This window comes from Iodobacter sp. CM08 (assembly GCF_033446605.1).
Lineage (GTDB): Bacteria > Pseudomonadota > Gammaproteobacteria > Burkholderiales > Chitinibacteraceae > Iodobacter.
The window spans coordinates 1-19619 of record NZ_JAWQUO010000047.1 but is presented as its reverse complement, the minus strand read 5'-3'; the positions used below and the strand labels follow the sequence as shown (position 1 = coordinate 19619).

General features: G+C 49.5%; 15 protein-coding genes. 7 read left to right on the top strand and 8 right to left on the bottom strand.

Annotated features, from left to right (window positions below; translation table 11 throughout):
• Positions 1-128 precede the first annotated feature (128 nt).
• The 5 genes from R6242_RS19625 (at position 129) to R6242_RS19605 (ending at position 4813) form a co-directional block, all read left to right on the top strand.
• Positions 129-1529, top strand: coding sequence for a HAMP domain-containing sensor histidine kinase (locus R6242_RS19625; RefSeq protein WP_318430144.1), 1401 nt, complete (start codon positions 129-131; stop codon positions 1527-1529).
• A complete protein-coding gene (locus R6242_RS19620) occupies positions 1526-2008 on the top strand; it encodes a hypothetical protein (RefSeq protein WP_293935608.1) in 483 nt (160 codons plus the stop codon). The genes R6242_RS19625 and R6242_RS19620 overlap by 4 nt, the downstream gene beginning before the upstream one ends.
• Entirely contained in the window at positions 2005-3357 is a 1353-nt protein-coding gene (locus R6242_RS19615) for a sigma 54-interacting transcriptional regulator (protein WP_318430141.1), read from the top strand. The genes R6242_RS19620 and R6242_RS19615 overlap by 4 nt, the downstream gene beginning before the upstream one ends.
• 359 nt (positions 3358-3716) lie before the next feature.
• A complete protein-coding gene (locus R6242_RS19610; protein ID WP_318430139.1) occupies positions 3717-4184 on the top strand; it encodes a hypothetical protein in 468 nt (155 codons plus the stop codon).
• A 341-nt stretch (positions 4185-4525) separates the two neighbouring features.
• Complete coding sequence (locus R6242_RS19605; RefSeq protein ID WP_318430137.1) at positions 4526-4813, top strand: hypothetical protein; 288 nt, start codon at positions 4526-4528, stop codon at positions 4811-4813.
• A gap of 100 nt (positions 4814-4913) precedes the next feature.
• On the opposite strand, the gene R6242_RS19600 is transcribed toward R6242_RS19605, so the two are convergent.
• Positions 4914-5831, bottom strand: coding sequence for a hypothetical protein (locus tag R6242_RS19600; protein ID WP_318430135.1), 918 nt, complete (start codon positions 5829-5831; stop codon positions 4914-4916).
• 431 nt (positions 5832-6262) lie between these two features.
• On the opposite strand from R6242_RS19600, the gene R6242_RS19595 reads away from it, so the two are divergent.
• Positions 6263-6646, top strand: coding sequence for a DUF2809 domain-containing protein (locus R6242_RS19595; protein ID WP_318430133.1), 384 nt, complete (start codon positions 6263-6265; stop codon positions 6644-6646).
• 40 nt (positions 6647-6686) lie between these two features.
• Here R6242_RS19595 and R6242_RS19590 read toward each other — a convergent pair whose 3' ends face one another.
• Entirely contained in the window at positions 6687-9365 is a 2679-nt protein-coding gene (locus R6242_RS19590; RefSeq protein ID WP_318430131.1) for a hypothetical protein, read from the bottom strand.
• Positions 9366-9797: 432 nt separating this feature from the next.
• Between R6242_RS19590 and R6242_RS19585 the strand changes: the two genes are divergently transcribed.
• A complete protein-coding gene (locus R6242_RS19585) occupies positions 9798-10355 on the top strand; it encodes a hypothetical protein (protein ID WP_318430129.1) in 558 nt (185 codons plus the stop codon).
• A gap of 187 nt (positions 10356-10542) precedes the next feature.
• Here the strand turns inward: R6242_RS19585 and malG are convergent, their stop codons facing one another.
• The 6 genes from malG to R6242_RS19555 all read right to left on the bottom strand — a co-directional run bounded on the left by malG (position 10543) and on the right by R6242_RS19555 (position 19025).
• Positions 10543-11433, bottom strand: a complete 891-nt coding sequence (gene malG, locus R6242_RS19580; RefSeq protein WP_318430127.1) for a maltose ABC transporter permease MalG — start codon at positions 11431-11433, stop codon at positions 10543-10545.
• On the bottom strand, positions 11433-12959 hold the full coding sequence (gene malF, locus R6242_RS19575) for a maltose ABC transporter permease MalF (protein ID WP_318430125.1): 1527 nt from the start codon (positions 12957-12959) through the stop codon (positions 11433-11435). The genes malG and malF overlap by 1 nt, the downstream gene beginning before the upstream one ends.
• 334 nt (positions 12960-13293) lie before the next feature.
• Positions 13294-14493, bottom strand: a complete 1200-nt coding sequence (gene malE / locus R6242_RS19570; RefSeq protein ID WP_318430123.1) for a maltose/maltodextrin ABC transporter substrate-binding protein MalE — start codon at positions 14491-14493, stop codon at positions 13294-13296.
• Positions 14494-14583: 90 nt separating this feature from the next.
• Positions 14584-15693: a sn-glycerol-3-phosphate ABC transporter ATP-binding protein UgpC gene (locus R6242_RS19565; RefSeq protein ID WP_318430121.1), complete on the bottom strand. Its 1110-nt coding sequence runs from the start codon at positions 15691-15693 to the stop codon at positions 14584-14586.
• Between the two features lie 3 nt (positions 15694-15696).
• Entirely contained in the window at positions 15697-17313 is a 1617-nt protein-coding gene (locus R6242_RS19560; protein WP_318430119.1) for an alpha-glucosidase, read from the bottom strand.
• 413 nt (positions 17314-17726) lie between these two features.
• Complete coding sequence (locus R6242_RS19555; protein ID WP_318430117.1) at positions 17727-19025, bottom strand: carbohydrate porin; 1299 nt, start codon at positions 19023-19025, stop codon at positions 17727-17729.
• Between the last annotated feature and the right edge of the window lie 594 nt (positions 19026-19619).

Here is a 19619-nt window from a genome sequence, read left to right as displayed (position 1 = left end):
TCCCTTGGTGAATTCAAGATCAGTTTGCGCTGGGTATTGTTGCCAAACTAAGCCCGCCAATTTATTACTTTGATTTGGCGGGCTTTACCAAGGAGGATAGCCCTTCTTTCTTGCTCTATTGCTGACCCATGCTGCGCTATTTTTCCTTCCGTACCCTGCTGATGATTGGCTTTGCCTTAGTGGCGTTGATGCCTTCGGCGGCTTTGGTGCAGCTTCGCTATGATTTGGCCGAGCTCACCATTAAGGCGCAACAGCAGCAGGTTTTAGCCAAAGATTGGTCGAATGCAGCACAGCATAGCCAAGAGCAGGCTTTATATTTAGAGCGTGCTAGCCGACAATTATTAATTTTGCCCGAAGACACATTTTTAAATGCCGCTCGTAGCGCCAAGGTCCAGCTGCTTATGGTGCAAGAGGTGTTGCAGCAGAGCAAAAACCCTTTAATTGTGCAAAGTAGCGAAAACATCCACCAACTACTTAACCAGCCAGGCCCGCGCTTAAAAAAGCCCCAGCTCAACCAACTTTTTTCACAGCTAGATAAAGAGTTAAAAGAGCAGAAGCGCTTAATTGAGCAGCAATTAGCCCAGCAAAGCCAGCAGTGGCTAGAGCAGGTTGGCCGTAAGCAAAAGCAGGCCGATCTACTAGCAGTTCTATCGCCGATTGCCGCGCTTACCTTGGCGCTCTTGATGGCGGTACTGTTTAGTTGGCCAATCGTGCAGCTTAAGCGGCAGATTACTCTGCTGGCACAGGGGCAACGTGGCCAAAGCTGGCATATGGCTGGCCCAGCAGATTTGCAAGGCTTAGCCAAATCGTTAGCTGAGCTGGATTTACGCTTGGTACAGCTAGAGGCGCAAAAAGCGCAGTTTTTTCGCCATGTATCGCACGAATTAAAAACCCCACTTGCGGTGATTCATGAGGCCTCCTCTTTATTACAAGAAGAAGTGTTGGGTAGCTTAAATAGCCAGCAAAAAGAAATCAGTAGTATGGTGCAAAGCAATGTTCACACCTTACGCCAGCGTGTGGATGCACTCTTGGCCCACGATGCAGGGCGTTGGCTCTCTGCCGAGCTAGAAATCCGCCCCTTAGTACTTAAAACGTTTTTAGTCCAGCGCTTACAGCAGTGGCGCTTATTACTCGAAAAAAAATCGCTAAGCGTTAAGCAATCCGGCCAAGAGCCGTTTGGCTATGCGGATCACGCCAAGCTAGGGATTATCCTCGACAACCTGCTACTGAATGCCATCCGCTTTAGCCCGCCACAGGGTGAGCTACTGATTCGCTACGGCCGGGATCACTCACAAAGCTGGCTAGAAATTGAAGACCAAGGCCCAGGCGTGGCCAAGCAAGATGCAGAAGCTATTTTTGAGCCCTTTCACTGTGGCGCAGCGCCAGCTGGCGAGAGCGCCGGATCGGGCATTGGCCTTACCATGGCCAGAAGCTTTGCCCAATTAATGCAAGGTGATGTTGAACTTATACCCTGCCCAAGCGGTGCATGCTTTCGCTTGCACTGGCAGTTAGCACAAGGCAAACCATGAAATTCACTCTAAAACCGTTGGCTCTTGCAGCGCTTATGTTGAGCGCCTGCGTCAGCCTCCCACCACCCGCCCCAATACCTGTACCTGCTGCTGCTCCCCCTACTACACCAAGCCCTGATATTCCTGCATGCAGCTTGGCAGCGGGCCTCAGCCAATTCAGCGCCCCAAATACTGGCAGCACCTGCGCTAGCGATCGCTTGCTCAATCTAGCGCAGCAAATGATGAATAACCATAGTGATATCAACCGCGTACAAGGCCAGCTCGATGCCCTGCTTGCGCAAGATCTGGATTCCGCCAACCGCAGCTTTGCCCTTATTTTAGCCAGCCAATTAAACGAGCGAAAACGGCTAAATGGCTTGCTAGATAAGCAAATCGCCGCCACCAAAGAGCAGCAAAAGCGCGCCAATGATTTGGCCGCCAAGCTAGATGCTTTAAAAGAAATGGAAAAAGAACTATTAGCGAGAGGTAAAAAACCATGAGCGCTAAAATCTTACTGGTAGACGACGATCCAGATCTCTTGCGGCTCGTCTCCATCCGGCTGATTGCCGCAGGCTTTGAAGTGATCGCGGTAGAGAGCGCCGAAGAAGCCTTAAATGCGCTGGCCGTACAACGCGCCGATTTAATGCTGAGCGATTGGAAGCTGCCCGGCATGGATGGCATGGCCTTATTTGAAGAAGCCCGCCGCCGCTACCCTGCCTTACCGGTAATTATGCTGACGGCTCACGGCACTGTTCCCGATGCGATTGAGGCTATCAGCCACGGCATGTTTGCTTACTTAATCAAGCCTTTTGACGGCAAAGCCCTGCTGGATAAAGTAAACCAAGCGCTGCTATTAAGTAGCCCACCCAATCCGCTAAAGCACGATGCCGACGATTGGCGCTCAGGCTTTATCAGCTGCAGCCCCGTAATGGACGAGCTACTCGCCGAAGCGCGCTTAGTGGCGGTAACCGATGCCAGCGTGCTGATTCGCGGCGAAAGTGGCACCGGTAAAGAGGTATTGGCCCAAGCGATTCACCGCGCCAGCTTACGCGCGGCCAAGCCTTTTATCGCCGTAAATTGCGGTGCGATTCCCGATAATTTATTAGAAAGCGAATTATTCGGCCATGAAAAAGGCGCATTTACGGGTGCCAGCCAAAAGCAAAATGGCTTATTTGTAGAGGCCGATGGCGGGACAATTTTTTTAGATGAAATTGGCGATATGCCCTTGCCATTACAAGTTAAATTACTGCGGGTGCTGCAAGAGCGCGAAATTCGCCCCGTTGGCGCAGGGCGTGCCATCCCCGTCAATGTGCGGGTGCTTTCCGCCACCCACCGCGATTTACCTTCCTTACTGCAAGATGGCTCGTTTAGAGAGGATCTATTTTACCGACTGAATGTGGTGTCGCTCGCCCTGCCCGCACTGATCGAGCGGCGCGAAGATATCCCGCTGCTCGCCCGCCACTTTTTAGCCCAAGTAGTAGAGCGTTACGCCAAAACCGATTGCCACTTTGCCGCCGATGCGCTTAGTTTTTTAAGCACCGCAAACTGGCCGGGCAATATTCGCCAGCTATCTAATCTGGTTGAGCAATGCTGCGTGCTAGCTACCGGCCCCATGATTACGCTAGCCCAAGTACAAAAAGCCATGCTTAACGACGCTGCCGCCATCCAGCCGCTGGCAGAAGCCAAACGGCTCTTTGAGCGTGATTATCTAGAGCGCTTATTACGCCTTACCGGAGGCAATGTCAGTGATTGCGCCCGCCTTGCCGATCGCAACCGCACCGAATTTTATCGCCTCCTACAAAAACACGATCTTGCCCCTGCCGCCTTTAAGGCGGGTCTTGCACCGTAAACAAAGTTTGGCTCTAAATCCTGCTGCAGCTGAATTCCTAAAGCCCAACTAAGCCCGCCTTAGATGGGCTTTTTGCTAGTGGATTAACCCTTAAAGCCTTGAATTACCAGCGATACGCTGCCCTCAAGCCAAATCGTCGTGTTTTAGCAACAATATATATCCATATAAATCAATCACTTACAAAAGCCACCGCATTAACGTCGCTAATTAGCGACATCCATCACACCCATACTGAAGCACCAAAACGCTAACTTATTGAATATAAACAAATAAACGAACTGGCACGGTGTTTGCTACATGGTAGTCAAGCCCAACGAGAAATCGTTAAATCTAGACTTACCCTCCAAAGGAAACACACCATGAAAAAGAATCTTCTCATCGCCGCCCTATTTGCTACTTGCGCCGCTACTGCTGTTTGGGCTAATTCAACAGACGCTTCTGCGCCTGCTGGTTTACGTGCTACCCCAGCCGATGCTTCTGAGCCAGCTGGTTTACGTGCCGATGCAAATGATGCTTCAGTTCCAACAAGCCTACGTGCCGATGCCAACGATGCTTCAGTTCCAACTAGCCTGCGTGCCGATGCCAACGATGCTTCGGTTCCAACTAGCCTGCGTGCTGACGCCAACGATGCTTCGGTTCCAACTAGCCTGCGTGCTGACGCCAACGATGCTTCGGTTCCAACTAGCCTGCGTGCCGATGCAACAACGGATGCCTCTGCACCATCTAGCCTACGTGCTGATGCAACAACGGATGCCTCTGCACCATCTAGCCTACGTGCTGATGCAACAACGGATGCCTCTGCACCAGCGAGCGCTCGTATTGTTTAATCGCTTCACTGCCCATAAAAAAACCACGAATGCGTTCGTGGTTTTTTTATGGGTGAAACTCAGTAAATAGATAAAAGACGGTGACGACTCTATTAATAGTGCTTTATTTCCTTTTGATTATCGTCGCTCATTAACTACAAATTATTTTCAAACAAATCAATGGCTTATATAAAACAACGTTTTTCTGTCGTGCAGCCCAGACAAAGCAATTCTAGGGCGGAGCACCATTAAATCATAAGTCATTGAATACATTGAAAATATTAAACTGGCACAGCACTTGCTATTAATGAAGTATCAGTGAGAAATCATTGATTGATTTTCTACTCAGAAGGAAGTGCTCTATGAAAAAATATCTATTGATTGCATCCATGATTGCCAGCTTTGCAGCTACTGCTGCTTGGGCAGATATCTCCAAGTGGGCTGATTACAGCGCGTTTAACAAAACCTCAGAAATGCACGCTGATGCACGTACCCCGCCAGCCTCAGACATGAGAATCGACTCCCCAGAATATCCAAACCCTGATCAAGCATCTGCTCCTAGCCGCAGAATGCCGCCTCCTGATACAGCGCCAAATGGATCACCCAACGAAACACCTGACACATCACCCGAAGATGGCATGCAATATTAAACCCATCACTAAACCTAAAAAACCACGAATCTTTCGTGGTTTTTTTAGGTTAAAAAATAAGCATAAATCGTTTAGCTGCTTTTATCTCTAGCAGAAGCAGCTAAAGCCCCTGAATTAAACCATACTCCACGCCACTAACCTGCCCCACCGTCACCAGCATAGCGCGGGAGGTAATCACATCCGCCTGAGTTGTTAAAGGCGCCACAGACGATGCCCCCACAGCAGAGCCCGCAACATGCTCCGCCGTACCAAATAAATTAGCCCGTACACAAATATCTGCATCAAAGCCCATCACCACAATGGTGGCAAAGCCCGTAACAAAGGTATTAAACGCCGCATGCACACCCCCCATATGCCTAGCCCCAGGCTCAATTACCAGCATATTGGCGCAAAGATTAAATTCTGCCTGTAAATCTGGGCACAGCGGCGCAGCACCAATATTCAGGGCACAAACGCCCCCATTGCGATACTCGATAGCCGTCAAAACTGATTTCATATGATCGACCACCCGCATTCCATCTACTCGCTCATAAATACCATTTGGCGTGCTGGTTAAATGAATCATCACCACGCCTACAGCCCCTGCCGTGGTGTAAATAAAATCCTCAACACTCAAAGGATTGGGCGCCCCTTCCCACTGGCACACTGGGTGGATGCGATGGGTCTGGTTATACATCCCTGGCCCTAATGGATTAAATGCCAAAGGCATGGCTGCTTGGGTATAACGCACCGCTCTTGCTCTTTGCGCATACAGCGGCACCCATTGGGCCCGTGGCACTGGGTACATTCGCTGTAAGTAATGCAGGGCTTTTTTATACTTATTCGCTTTATTAACATACACGGCATCGGGTAGGCCCCTTATACCTGCTATTTCGGCCACCACCTGTAAGGTAGTGCCTGCCGGATCATTTAACACAGCCACCAAGGGCGCAAGCGAGCTAGTGCGAAACCGTGAATAGCGGGGGTTTACAGCGCGTACAAATTGCATAAACGTCACTACATGAGCAAAAACAGCCATATTCAAACCCCGCAGAATAAAACTTAATTGCGCTCATCTTAGTTATAAAAAGTAATAGACAAGTTAAATACCCATGCCACGAAGGTAAATACACTTCAAAAAACAACAGCTTTGTATAAATAATGAGCCACCCTATAGGGCCAGCCCCTTTGAAGCTTTAGAGATGTTATTAAACCTCATCGCCACCGCCAGTTATATCGTGGTTGACGAGATAGCAGCCAGTAACTGCGGCTGGCAAATAGCAAGCTTTTCATCAGAGAGAAAGTCTAAGCACCTGAAATGCCCGTACTTGCACCGGCTATTAACATTTAATTCATAGTCAAGAATCAAATATGCGTATTTAAGGCAATCCGCCACGCTAAAAGGCAGACAAACCCAATCCATTCATGAATACTGGCGGCCTCCCGCTATTGCATAAACAAGAGAAATTCATGCGCAGCCGCCCGCTCTATTACTTGATTGCCCTACTTATTTTATTCACAGAAATAGCTATTGCCAAAGGCATCGTTGGCAATGCGTTTATCCGTGGCAGCGTGGGGGATATCTTGGTGATTGTGCTGATTTATGCCCTAATGCGTGCCAATAGCATCCAGCCAAAAATCAGCGCGGTATTAGCGTGCTTGATTGGCTTTATTGTAGAAGGCCTGCAATATATTCATTTAGTGGATTTACTTGGCCTACAAAAAGGCAGCGTACTCGCTATTGCCATTGGCAATACTTTTAGCCCAAGCGATTTACTGATGTATTGTATTGGCGGAATACTGGCTTTTAGTCTTGATCAAGGGCTGATTATTCCACGCATTCGAGCGGGCTAATGCGTGCTTACAAAACAAACTGCGCATTCACTCAAGCCCACTAAGCCAAGGCAAGCTGTAAAAAATGGCTAGCCGGCTCTGGCTCGCCAACATGGCTTAAATCATGCGCAAGGCAAATTTCGATGAGGTTGGGGGCAATCGCGCGGGAGTAGACTTTTTGCCCTTCACTGCTTTCAGGAAAATCGATACGTTTATAGCGTAAATCGGGGTCGCTCCTGTCCATGCGCTGATCGGTGCGAGCACGGGGGGAATGGGTATAGGCCAAATTAAAGACCCCATCTAGTGGCCGTCCTACTTCGTGCCACCGGCCATAAGGGCCATGCGCGGGCAGGCAGGGATCAAACTCGCCATTCAAAAGCTTGCCTACAGAGAATAAAAATGGCGCGTCGTCTTTTAATAAAGAACGATTAATCACCTTTAGGGTTTCTCCAGGGCATAGCCGCAGCAGCCCCAATGCCACGCCTGTTTTGGCGGTAGGCCGCCATGGGTTGCTTGGGTCGGCCAGTAATGGCGGGTGAACGGAGATTTCTAGCTGCTCAAACGCCATAATCGCGCCAATCAGTGAGCCCTCCAAGCCAAACAACTCTAGCACCCAAGGCGAGCGGCAGGCATTGCCCGCTAATAACACATCCACCGCTTTGGGCATGCCGCCGTGGCTTTTAAATGCGGCTTGCATGGCGGCAAAAAAAGCAATCGCACCGCGCTCAATCCGGCTACGTAGATAATCCCGTAATGCATGCTGCGGAATCTGAAACGCCACCTCTACTTTTTGCCCATCCCGATCCAGCAGCGGCATTTTGCATACATCGCCCTGCTCCAAGCCTTCTAAATTGCCCGTTTCGCAAAAAGAGCGCAAACGCCCCATCAGTACAATGCTATTGGTCAGCGCAGAGCGGGTTTTCTCCAAAAACATATCCGATCCGGCAAAGTCTTCTGCATCCTGCGGCAATAAAAAAGCAATTTTATGCGCACGACACTGCGGCAGATTATGCCGAAAAGTAAGGTAGGCAAGGTTTTCCAGCAATTGCTCACCGCCTAGCATCCTATCCCCCGATGCGCCAAAGTGCTCGATCACTTCTTCCCAACCTGCTTCCTGCTCGCTGGCATCCGGCAGGCGGTAATAGCCAAAATCAAAATCGGTGGTGCCTCCACCAAAATCAAATACCGCAAACGCCCGCCCCATTCCATGCGCAACGGGTGACAATTGCAGTGCTTTCAGAGCACAGGCGGCGTAGGCGGCGGGCTCGGAGCCGCGCTCTTCTACTCTAAATTGTGCCAGATAGGGGCCATGCACCAGGCTCTCTGGCAGGCTGCGCTGCAAGCCATGCCGAAACGCATTTAAGATATTTTCCTTGGTGCTATGCGGAAAACTTACCGGAAAAGTCATGTAATAGCGCAGAAAAATCCCACGTTGTCGCCAATTAATAAACATGCCCAAAAACCAAGCGTACAGCTCTATTGGATTAAAATCCGCATAGACATCCTCCACTTTTTTGGCTGGGTAGCGATTAAAAGGCGGCAAAATACGCTCTTCTTGGTGGATTTGATCGCTAATCCGCGTAGGAAAATCATCCAGTGCCCATTGCTTCATACGGCTAAAAATACTGGCGATGCGTTTTGGATCGCTATGGTTTTCGCGCAGATGATCACGGGCTTCATGGGCGCAATGAATATCTCGCCAATCTACCAAGGGGCGGTACACCTCGGAGGTCCACGCCGCCATCAGCGCCTGCCAATCCATGATTTCTAGCACCGTGGGGTTTTCATAATCACTGGCCTGCGGCTGCTCCCATAAATTGCTTTCGCCAATGCGTAGCAAACGGTCTTGCGCCCCTTCCCGAAACGCCACCACGGTGCTGCTGGTACCAAAATCAATCGCCACATTGGCGTCGCGAATATCCAGCTCTGGGTTACGCGAGCGGATCAGCCCATCATTGATCAGGGCAATTTTTTTATGACTGGCCATATTGGGTACGGGCCATAGCTCCCACAAGCCTTTGGCCGCGTCAGAAAAAGTACTGCTATCAATATCAGGCAAGCGGGTGCTTATGTAATCTAGCTTGCGCAATAACGCTGGCCAATCTGTCGCATTAATATCTAGGGCATGAAAACCATCGTTTTCTGCCGAGGCAAGCGAGCGCCATCTTTTCCACGCCGTAAGCGCCGCATCAAACTTGCTAGATTTAGGAAAGCGCGCATTACTGGTCCACGCCCCCAGCCAGCTCCAGCCCAGCTCAAACAAGCCTTGCGGATAGCTGCTCGGCCAATCAGCGCAAAGCGTATCATCCACCGCAATCATGTTGGCAACGCCATCTGGCCCCATAAATTCATCAGGCTGATCCAGATACAAGCAGCCCTTATCGTGTAACCAGAGCGGACAATCAAACCAATTGTGTTCTTCACGCAGCGGAAAGCCTGGTGCGTAGACAATATCAATCAGCTCCGTGCGTGTAGGTAAGCGCCAATTGGCCAGACCGGCCCATTCTAGCTGGCGCACCTTGCTATGCGCCCGTGTTAAATCCAGCGCGCTTGGCGTATGTATTTCTTGCCAAATCAAACCGGTTTGCGGATTAAGAATCACCCCTTCGCCATCGTGCCGATACATAAACCAAGCGATTCCCGATTGACTAAATGCATGCCAAGCCTCACGCCGAGTTTGCAAATGGTGCAGATATAAAAGCTGACAAGCTTTAGCGTGCGAAAAGTGAAGCTGATCCATGCAATAAATCCCAATCAGGCTATAGCATCCAGCCTAGGCAATAATAAAGATGAATGGAGAGAAATTTACACAATATGGCATAAAAACATCAGCCCACTTAAATAACTTAAAGCCCTTACCCCTTTAGATCTCTATAAATTCAGGCTTCGCCTTTCAGGAGATAAATTACACAGTGATTCAATCCAATTTGTAAGTTTTTAAAATAGCAAGGCGGCATATCCTAATAAATATGAATACACTCAATAATGTTGTTTTTTTGCTACTCTATTTTAGTTAACTAAAAATATGCCAATTAAATCACCTGGCCAATCCCTCCTTATTTTCAAAATAAATAAATAAATTACCTGACAGACACTCCAGTAATATGCTTTTATAACAATACATTCTTGCTTGCCCCTATATTTAATTGAAATACCTACTGGAGCTACCCATATGGCATTTACTTCGATTCAATATAATAGATTTAAGGATCACCCCAATCTGGAATGGCTACGTCGAAATGCCGCATCCAGCCGTGCAATTCATCAGAACACCATCAGAGCAAAAATTGAAGAGGCCATTCGATCTGCCTACCCAGATCGCGCCACCGAAGACAATATCCGCTGGGTAGCCCAAAAAGTAGATACACCCTGGGGAAGTCCGCATCGCCCCATTGAGCAATATTTAGGGCAGGTGCATCAGCAAGCGGTGGCCGAAATTGAAGGCAGCGACGCTCAAATGGCCCAAGCTGTTCGCATGGTTTTTAATAAAACAGCAGATGGCCGCTCGGCCCCAGGCACAAGCGGCATTAACCATATCCATGTAGGCGGCAATGCACAGCTTAATTTGCTCTTTGATTTAGCCAGCGCCACCATCCTTGGCGTTGTTAATGGCCATATGGATGGCCAGATGAAACCGGCAATTCGCACTGAAAGCATTAAAGTTGCCAGCCGCAAAGGCGGAGCAACGGTGCAGATGAAAGTATCGGGCAATACCGTAAGCCAAGCCTAAGCAATAGAGGGGTGAAGTAACTCTATTTCACCCATCCACTCCAAACCATACCCAGAGCCATCTATAAGCACCGACATGCTGATTGCCAGCAAAGATTTTCCCGCCTCAAGCGCGCCTTGGGCTCAGCTTAGTGCCATTGTTGAGCTGGCAACAAAGCCGCAGCAAGAAAAGCTGGCGCGCACCACCGCTACCCTTTTACCCCACCCGAAGTCAAACCAGACACCATCCAGCGTTGAGCAAAGAGAAAAAGCAGGCTGATCGGCAGGCCAGATAAAATAGCGGCGGCGGCAAAATCGCCCCATAAGTAATTCTGGGTATAAAGATAGAGTTTGGAGCCAACCGCCAGCGTCATATTGTTTTGCTCGTGCAGCAGCACAGATGCCACGGGGTATTCGATAATGCCGCTGATAAAGGCCAGTAAAAACACCACAAATAAAATCGGCACGGCCATCGGCAACAGCACGTAGCGGAAGGATTGAAACGCAGTTGCACCATCCACTCTGGCGGCTTCTTCAATCTCTACCGGAATGGTGTCGAAATAGCCTTTAATCGTCCAAATATGCAGGGCAATACCCCCCGCATAAGCCAGCACTAAGCTGCCGTGAGTATCAATCCCCAGCCACGGCACATAATTGCCAATTTCATCAAAGATGGCATAAATCGCCACCAACGACAGCACGGCGGGGAACATCTGTAAGAGCAGCAGTGCATTCATGCCAAATACGCGGCCACGGAATTTAAGCCGAGCAAAAGCATAGGCGCAGCTGGTAGACAGCAGCAAGATCACCCCCGCGCTAATAAACGCCACCTTCACCGAGTTAAACAACCACAGCAGCACAGGAAATTGCGGCTTAACCAGCACACCATCGCCATCTAAATAGCTAAAGCCCAGCGCCAGCTTCCAGTGCTCTAGGCTAATGGTGTCTGGGATTAAGCTACCGGCCGCAAAATTTCCTGGCCGCAGCGAGATAGAAATAATCATAAAAAACGGAAATAAAATCAGCAGCAAAAAGGCGATCAGCGCAAGATGCGCGCCCAGCACTCGCCATTTATGTGAACGATCCAGCACCATCGCCATTATCGTTTCTCCTCTTGATTGACGCGGGTTAGCTTTAAGTTAATCAAGGACAACACCGCCACCAGCGCAAAAATCACCGTAGAAATGGCCGCAGCTAGGCCAAAATTCTGCCCCGAATCCTGAAATGCCAAGCGATAGGTGTAAGAAACCAAGATATCTGTAGTGCCTGCTGGCACTTTGCTATCGATAAAATCTGGGCGGCCATCGGTCAGCAAGCTAATCAGCACAAAGTTATTAAAATTAAACGCAAAAGAAGCAATCAACAGCGGCATCATGGGTTTTAAAATCAGCGGCAGGGTAATTTTAAATAGATTAGTCAGCGGGCCTGCACCATTGATGGCCGATGCTTCGTATAAATCGCTAGGGATGGATTTAATCAGCCCAGAGCACAAAAGCATAATGTAAGGATAACCCAGCCAAGTGTTTACAATTAAAATCATTGCCTTGGCATTAAACGGGTCGGAAAACCAAGCGGGCCGCAAACCAAACAGGCCATTAAGCACCATATTGATTTCACCAAAGCTCTCATTAAATAAGCCACGAAATACCAAAATAGAAATAAACCCCGGCACGGCGTAAGGCAAAAACAGCAAGGTGCGGTACACCCCACGAAAACGCAGCGCTTCCCAATTCAGCACCACCGCCAAAGCCATGCCCACCACAAAGGTAAACACCACGGTTAAAAAGGCAAACAACACCGTCCAGCCAAAGATTTTAAACATTGGCCCTTGGAAATCATCACTGGCAAAAATCCGCGTGAAGTTACTTAAACCCACATTCACTTTAAAGCCCGGCGTTAAGCGCTCCCCCGCCGCCGTTTCGTAAAAGCCCGTTTTAAAATTAGGCTTAATCAGGCTGCCATCTTGGGTATTGCGTAGGCTGCCATCGGCATTTTTTTGATATAACAGCTGGGTGGGGGAAAACTGGCTCAGGCTACTTAAACGCCAAAGCTGGCTTTGATTAGGCAAGGTGACGCGCAGCGCTTTTAAGGCGGCTTGTTTGGCAATCACCGTTTTAATGGATTCTTTTTCCGGCAGATTCTCTATGCCTATCACTTGTAATTGCAGCTGCTGCGGCTTGTTGTCTTGTAATTTAATCAGCGGGGAAACCCAGCTCTGCCCTGCATCATCACTTAATTTAAGCCGATATTGCTCGCCAGATTGATGTAAAGAAAACCCCATACCTGCACCATCGGCGGAGGTGGTTTCGCTCAGCATATAAGCCGTTACGCGATCAAAGCTCAATAAATTGGTGGAGCTATAATTGGTAAAGCCAATCCCTGCCGTATAAACCGCAGGAAAAACAATAAACACCAGCACAGCCGCCACGCCCGGATAGAGATAACGATAGGCGTAAGCTTTGGGCGATAAAAACACCCAAGCGCTCGCTGCCATCACCACCAATCCACCCACGGCACTGAGCGGATGGCCAGCTTGATAAACGCCCAATAGCAGCCACAAACCCGCCAAAAACAGCACCGCACCTAGCGAAGCCAACAGCCAGCGCATATTCAATCCGCCCATCATCTTTTCCTTCGGCGCAAAACCCCGCTACGCCCTTGCTATTAAATATTTCAAACATCGAATCATCGTAGGGCGAGTAATACCCGCCGTTTTCTATCGTTTTGCTAGATGCTGTTACATACCAAAATCTGGTGGGTTTCAGCCACCTACACAAGAGGCACTTCATGCCATCGGATTAACGACCAAGAGCGCAAAATCTCGAACCACAGAGAGCACAGAGTTTCACAGAGAAAATCCAAAGGCATGTCTTAGGTTTCCTCTGTGGAGCTCTGTGTCCTCCTCTGTGGTTCAAGGTTTAGCTTGCGACCAAGGCGAAGGAAAGCGTCTTGCAACTGCCCTACTTACTGCTAATCCGTGCCGCCGCAGCATCCAAGCCCTGCTTAGGGGTTTGGCGGCCTTGGGTTACATTTTGCAATGCTGATTTTAATGAAGCCCAGAAGCGGCCCATCTCTGGGATATTTGGCATAGGCTGGCCCGCTTTGGCGGATTCCATCGAGGCTTTGATCGCCGGATCAGATTTCAGCTCGTTAAAGAACACTTTATTGGCAGGTACACCCAAAGGCACATCGGCATTAATGGTTTTAAGGCCTTGCACGGACAGCATATGGTTTTCTAAAAACTCCACCGCCAGCTCTTTATTCTTGGATGAGCGATTTAGCATCGCGCCCAATACGCCCACAAATGGCGCGCCCGGCTTGCCGTTAATGGTAGGGATGGGTGCAACCGCCCAGTTAATTTTACTCTTTTTCAGATTATCCCAAGCCCAAGGGCCATTGATCATCATGGCGATTTTGCCTTGATTCACACCGGCTTCCATATCGGCGTAAGTGGCGCTTTTTGGCATCACGCCGGTTTTAATCATTTTATTAATGGTTTCTAAGCCCGCAATCGCACCGGCATTGTTGACGCCCACATCTTTAGCATCGTAAGTACCATCAGCCTTAGGCTTAAAGGCATACGCGCCGCCCGCTGCCAGCAAGGGCCAGCTAAAATAAGGCTCGCCGTAATCCCACAGAATGGCTTTTTTGCCCTGCGCGGCCAATTTTTTATCCAATGCCATCACATCATCAAAGCTCTTAGGCGGCACCGGCACGAGGTCTTTGTTGTAAATCAGCGCCAATGCTTCAATCGCAATCGGGTAGCCCCACTGTTTACCATTCACGGTAAAGGCTTTCCAAGCCAGCGGATCAATCTCGGCCTGCGTTTTTTTAGATGGCGTAATTGGGCTAAGTAAGCCTGCCGTCATCCATTCACCAAGGCGATCATGGGGCCAAATCCAGATATCCGGACCTTTGCCCGCAGCGGCCGCTTGCTGAAATTTAGCCGGTGCATCTTCGGGATGCTCCACCACCACCTCTACCCCAGTGGCCTTGGTAAACGCTGCCCCCACCTGCTCGATACCCTTATAGCCTTTATCGCCATTCACCCAAATCACCAGCTTATCCGCAGCAAAAGCGGGGCCAGCAAAGGAGATCGCAATCGCTGCTGCGATGGAAGAAACGGCAAACTTGCCAAATTGACGGCGTGTTGTATTCATAAACCCTCCAAAAAAACCGAGCAAAGCCCCCGCCGCAATCACACCGTGCGAAGGCGAAAAGAAGCTGTAATTTTTAAAAAAGCCAAATGATTATTCGGCCAGTGGGTGAAGACGGCGCATTGCGCTGCCATCGGCTTTAAACAAAAACCCGTGCTCTGGCTTAAAGTGCAGCACGCTGCGCTCACCCTGTTTTGAGCTAAATAGCGCAGGCATCCGGGCCACAAAGGTATCCCGCATACCGGGTACTTCTAAATACAACATCGATGCTTCACCCAGCTGCTCCAGCGCCAAGGTAATACCAGCCAGTGCATTACTGCCCGCTGCGGCTGCAATTTTTAAATGCTCGGGGCGCACACCCAGTGTGACTTCGTCACCAATGTTTGCGCCTGCGGTATCCACCGTGACCGCTATCTGGCTACCATCGGCTAATGCAACCGTGACGCTGCCCTCGGCAATGGCGGTAATTTTGGCGCTTAAGGTGTTCATCTTGGGCGAGCCAATAAAACCCGCTACAAACAGATTATCTGGCTGGTAATACAGCTCAATCGGCGTACCCACCTGCTCTACCCGCCCAGCACGCAGCACCACAATGCGATCAGCCAGCGTCATTGCTTCGGTTTGATCGTGGGTGACATAAATCATGGTGCTACCCAACTCGCGGTGCAAACGGGCAATTTCGATCCGCATCTGCACCCGCAGCGAGGCATCCAGATTAGACAGCGGCTCATCAAACAAAAACACCTTGGGCTTTTGCACAATGGCGCGGCCAATGGCCACTCGCTGCCGCTGCCCGCCGGACATATCGCGCGGCTTACGGTGTAATAAAGGCTCGATTTGCAACACTTTGGCCACCCGCTCTACCAGCGGCGTGTATTCGGCTTTTTTCATGCCTGCCAGCTTCAGGCCAAAGGCGAGGTTTTCAAACACATCCATATGTGGATACAGCGCATAGCTCTGAAACACCATAGAAATACCGCGTTTAACCGGTGGCAGCTCGTTCACGCGCTGGCCATCGATACACATTTCGCCATCGGTGATGTCTTCTAAGCCTGCAATAGTGCGCAGCAAGGTCGATTTGCCGCAGCCTGATGGGCCAACAAACACAATAAACTCACCATCTTTGATTTCTAAATCAATGCCGTGCAGGGTATACACCGAAGAAAACGCTTTTTTAATGCCTTTTAATGAAACGGTAGCCATACCTTACGCCTCGACACGGGCAATCAGCGCGCCCCAATGATCAAACTCAATCACGCCTGACTTAATACTTGCGCCACTCAGGCCCGCATCGGCCAGCAGTGTGAGCTTGTCTTTACACGGCAGCGATTGCCTACTTTCAGATAAATTAAACACGCACAGCCAGCGCTCACCATTGAGGCTGCGGCTAAAAGCCAGTAGCGCCTCTGGGGTATCTATAAACTGAATATCACCCTGCCAAAGCACGGCTTGCGTCTTACGCCAGCTAATAAAATGGCGATAAAAGTTTAAGGTGGATTCAGGGTCATGCTCTTGCGTGCTGACGGCCAGCTGCTGGTGTGATTCAGGCACCGGCAACCAAGGCGCGCCAGTGCTAAAGCCCGCAGCGGCGGCATCATGCTGCCAGGGCATCGGTGTGCGGCAGCCATCGCGGCCTTTAAACTCTGGCCACATGGCAATGCCGTAAGGATCTTGCAATAGCTCAAAGGGGATATCCGCCTCGGGCAGGCCCAGCTCGTCACCTTGCCACAGGCAGGCCGAGCCTCTGAAACACAGCAGCATCGCCAGCATACTGCGCGAAAAGCGTGGGTTCTGGCTGTTATTACCCCAGCGGCTTAGCACGCGCATCACATCATGATTGCCAATAGACCAGCAGCCCCAGCCGTCCCCAATGCGCTTTTCTAGGTCTTCAATTTGCTTGCGGATATACGCCGCGCTAAAGTCTTTAGTCAGCAAATTAAAGCTATACGCCATATTCAGCTTATCGCCGCCGGTGGTGTATTCCGCCATTACTTTCAGGCTATCGTCATCCCCTACTTCACCCACGCTCATTGCGCCGTATTCATCCAACAACAGCCGCACGCGTTTTAGGAAAGCGATATTTTCTGGCTGGGATTTATCATGCACATGCGCCTGAAAGCCGTAAGGATTATCCGGGCTAACCGTCTTGGTATCTTTACTTTGTGCGGGCGGATTATTACGCAGCTGGCGGTCATGAAAATGGAAATTGCACGCATCAAAACGGAAACCATCCACGCCACGCGCCAGCCAGAAACGAATCGCATCTAAAATGGCATCCTGCACGGCAGGGCAATGGAAATTTAAATCTGGCTGGCTACTTAAAAAATTATGCAAATAATATTGGCAACGGCGGGTATCCCACGTCCAGGCGGGGCCTCCAAATACAGATAGCCAATTATTAGGCGCAGAGCCATCGGCCTTAGCATCGGCCCACACATACCAATCGGCTTTGTCGCCCTTGCGGCTTAAGCGGCTATCGGCAAACCATGTATTTTGATCCGAGGTATGCGAGAGCACTTGATCGATCATCACTTTTAAGCCCAACTGATGCGCTTTGGCCAGCACGGCATCAAAATCGGCCAGCGTGCCAAATAGCGGATCAACCTGACAATAATCGCTGACATCGTAGCCAAAATCTTTCATCGGCGATTTAAAAAATGGGCTAATCCAGACCGCATCCACCCCCAGCGCGGCGATATAGGGCAATTTGCCGAGCAAGCCCTGCAAATCACCCACGCCATCGGCATTGGCATCAGCAAAGCTGCGTGGATAAACTTGATAGATGACTGCACCACGCCACCATTCACGATCTGTCTTGAGCATGACTCAATCCATTTTAAAATTCTGGGCATGGCCCAAAGGGGTTAAACACGCTAAATCAGCCTGAATATCATCTAAACAACTTGGGCCAACTTAGCTCTTAGTTCATTTCCTGCCACAGCACACCCGTCATCCCAGAATGGTTTTATCTGGGATCCAGCAGAGCCACTGGATTCCCGACAAAAGCACTCGGGAATGACGCTATGTGAGCCATTTCAGGAAGTTATTTCGAGACCGAGCACGTAGGCCTTGTCTAATATTAGACAGCGGTAAAAATCTATATTTTTAAATTGAAAAACTCAAAGTAAATAACCAGATTTATAAACGCTTTTCTCCGTGAAACTCCGTGTTCTCTGTGGCCTCCGTGTTTCAAGATTTGGGTTGTCTAATATCAATTAAGACTGAGCCAGCCCAACTTACCACCACACTTCGGCCTGAGCGCCAAAAGTGAAGCCGCTTTTATCATTGCCGAACGGGCCATTGGCCGATAGCGGGTTGTTTACCGCTTTTAAGCCAGCGGCATCTTGCGCGGCTTGATCCCACTTGGCGTAGGTAGCAAAAAAGCGTAATTGCGGACGGCTCCAAAAGCCTTTCTCCGGCTGCACTAAAAATGCTGCCGTGGTTTTTACTAGATTACGTGCATCGCCTTCTTCTGGCTTCACACGGTCGTAACCCACTTCAATAGCCGCGCCCAGATTATCGGTAAACATATAGGTTGGGCGCACGCCGAACGACATCCAAGTTTGGCCATTGCCTGCCGCCACCGGATCTGTTTTTTGCCAAATCGCTGCCATCATGCCGGAGTAACGGCTATTTTCTGGCTGCCACATGAGCTGCTCAACCACGCGGTAAGCTTTATCGCCCGAATCCGCATTTACATTGGGGTAGCCCGAGGCAAAGCTAGAAATATTGCCCTTAGCGTATTGCAGGGCGATTTTATTAAAGCCGCCAAATACGCCGTTTTGGGTGTGCATCACATTCAAGCCAAAACCATTAGTGGCCTTACCTTGGTCTTTATCGGCTTTATTGGCAAAGCGCAAATCAAGGCCAATGGTTAGCTCGCCATTGGGATTAACTTTAATGCCAGACAAACGGAAATCATGGCCGGATACGCCAATTTTTCGATCTAGATTTTCAATGCTGGTGTCCGATGTAGTAACTGTGTTCTGACGCCATGCGTAGGCAAATTTAGCAAAACCCACGTCTACGTTTTCAATCCCAGCGCCAGGGCCGGAGTTATCCCAGAAGTAAAAATCATTGATATGCACGTCTTGGCGATCATAAAAACGCTTACCTACCCAGAGTTTGCTGTCGCCCAAACCGACGCCTTCGGCCGTGACATACATTTCACGGAAAGCAAACTCGGCAGATTTACCTGAATCGCTTTCCCAATCCTGAAATTGCTTGGCAGAAACAGCGAGGCGCGATTCAACTCTAAAGCGCGTGCCGGTCTCTTTTTTCTCAAACACATTACCGCCCACTGCAAACTCGGCGTAAGTCTCACATTCATTACCCAGACGATATTTAGAGCCCGCACCATCCAGCTGAAAACAAGATTGCGATCCACCACCCGTGGCATTAGAGCCAATACCGCTGCGTGCATAGCCATGAAAATCCACCGGCATCGCCATGGCACTGCTCGCCAAGCCTAAGCCACAAACGGCCAGCGCTAACTGGGCCGGTGTAAATAACTGATTTACTGATTTGAACTTCATCTCATCTCTTCCCTGAATAGACAAACGACTAAGCCACCTTGTAGTAAATCAATAAATAGCTACAAAACAGCAAATCATATTGCCAAGCCTGATCAAAAGCGCTTTCAATCCATTGTTTTATTTGTTTTAAACGGTTTGAAAGCGATAAAAACAAACCCAACCACAATTTCCAAAGCGGTTTGGATTTGATTTTTCGTAAGTTAATCCAGCGCACTACATGATGTAAACTACATTGATGACCTTATTTACAATATTCATACATCATTAAAATGGCTATTTATTCAGGCCACAGACTTAGCTCAAGACAATAAAAATGCCCGCCTCCTTACAAAAGAGACGAGCAGATAATAAAACGGGGTTTACATTACAAATCGGGCAGAAACAGGGCGCAATTCCCCAAAAAACCACATGTCTTTAGCCATTCAAAAAACATTTTTTGAATCACTCATTTCACCCAAGCCATATCAACTTACCTGATTATGTCTCTTGCTCATTTTTTGTCGTTGGGCTGGGAATATCAACGTGAATCGAGTTAACTCGTAGGGGCGCTGCTTGCTGCGCCCTCGCTGAACAGGGCGCAGCAAGCAGCGCCCC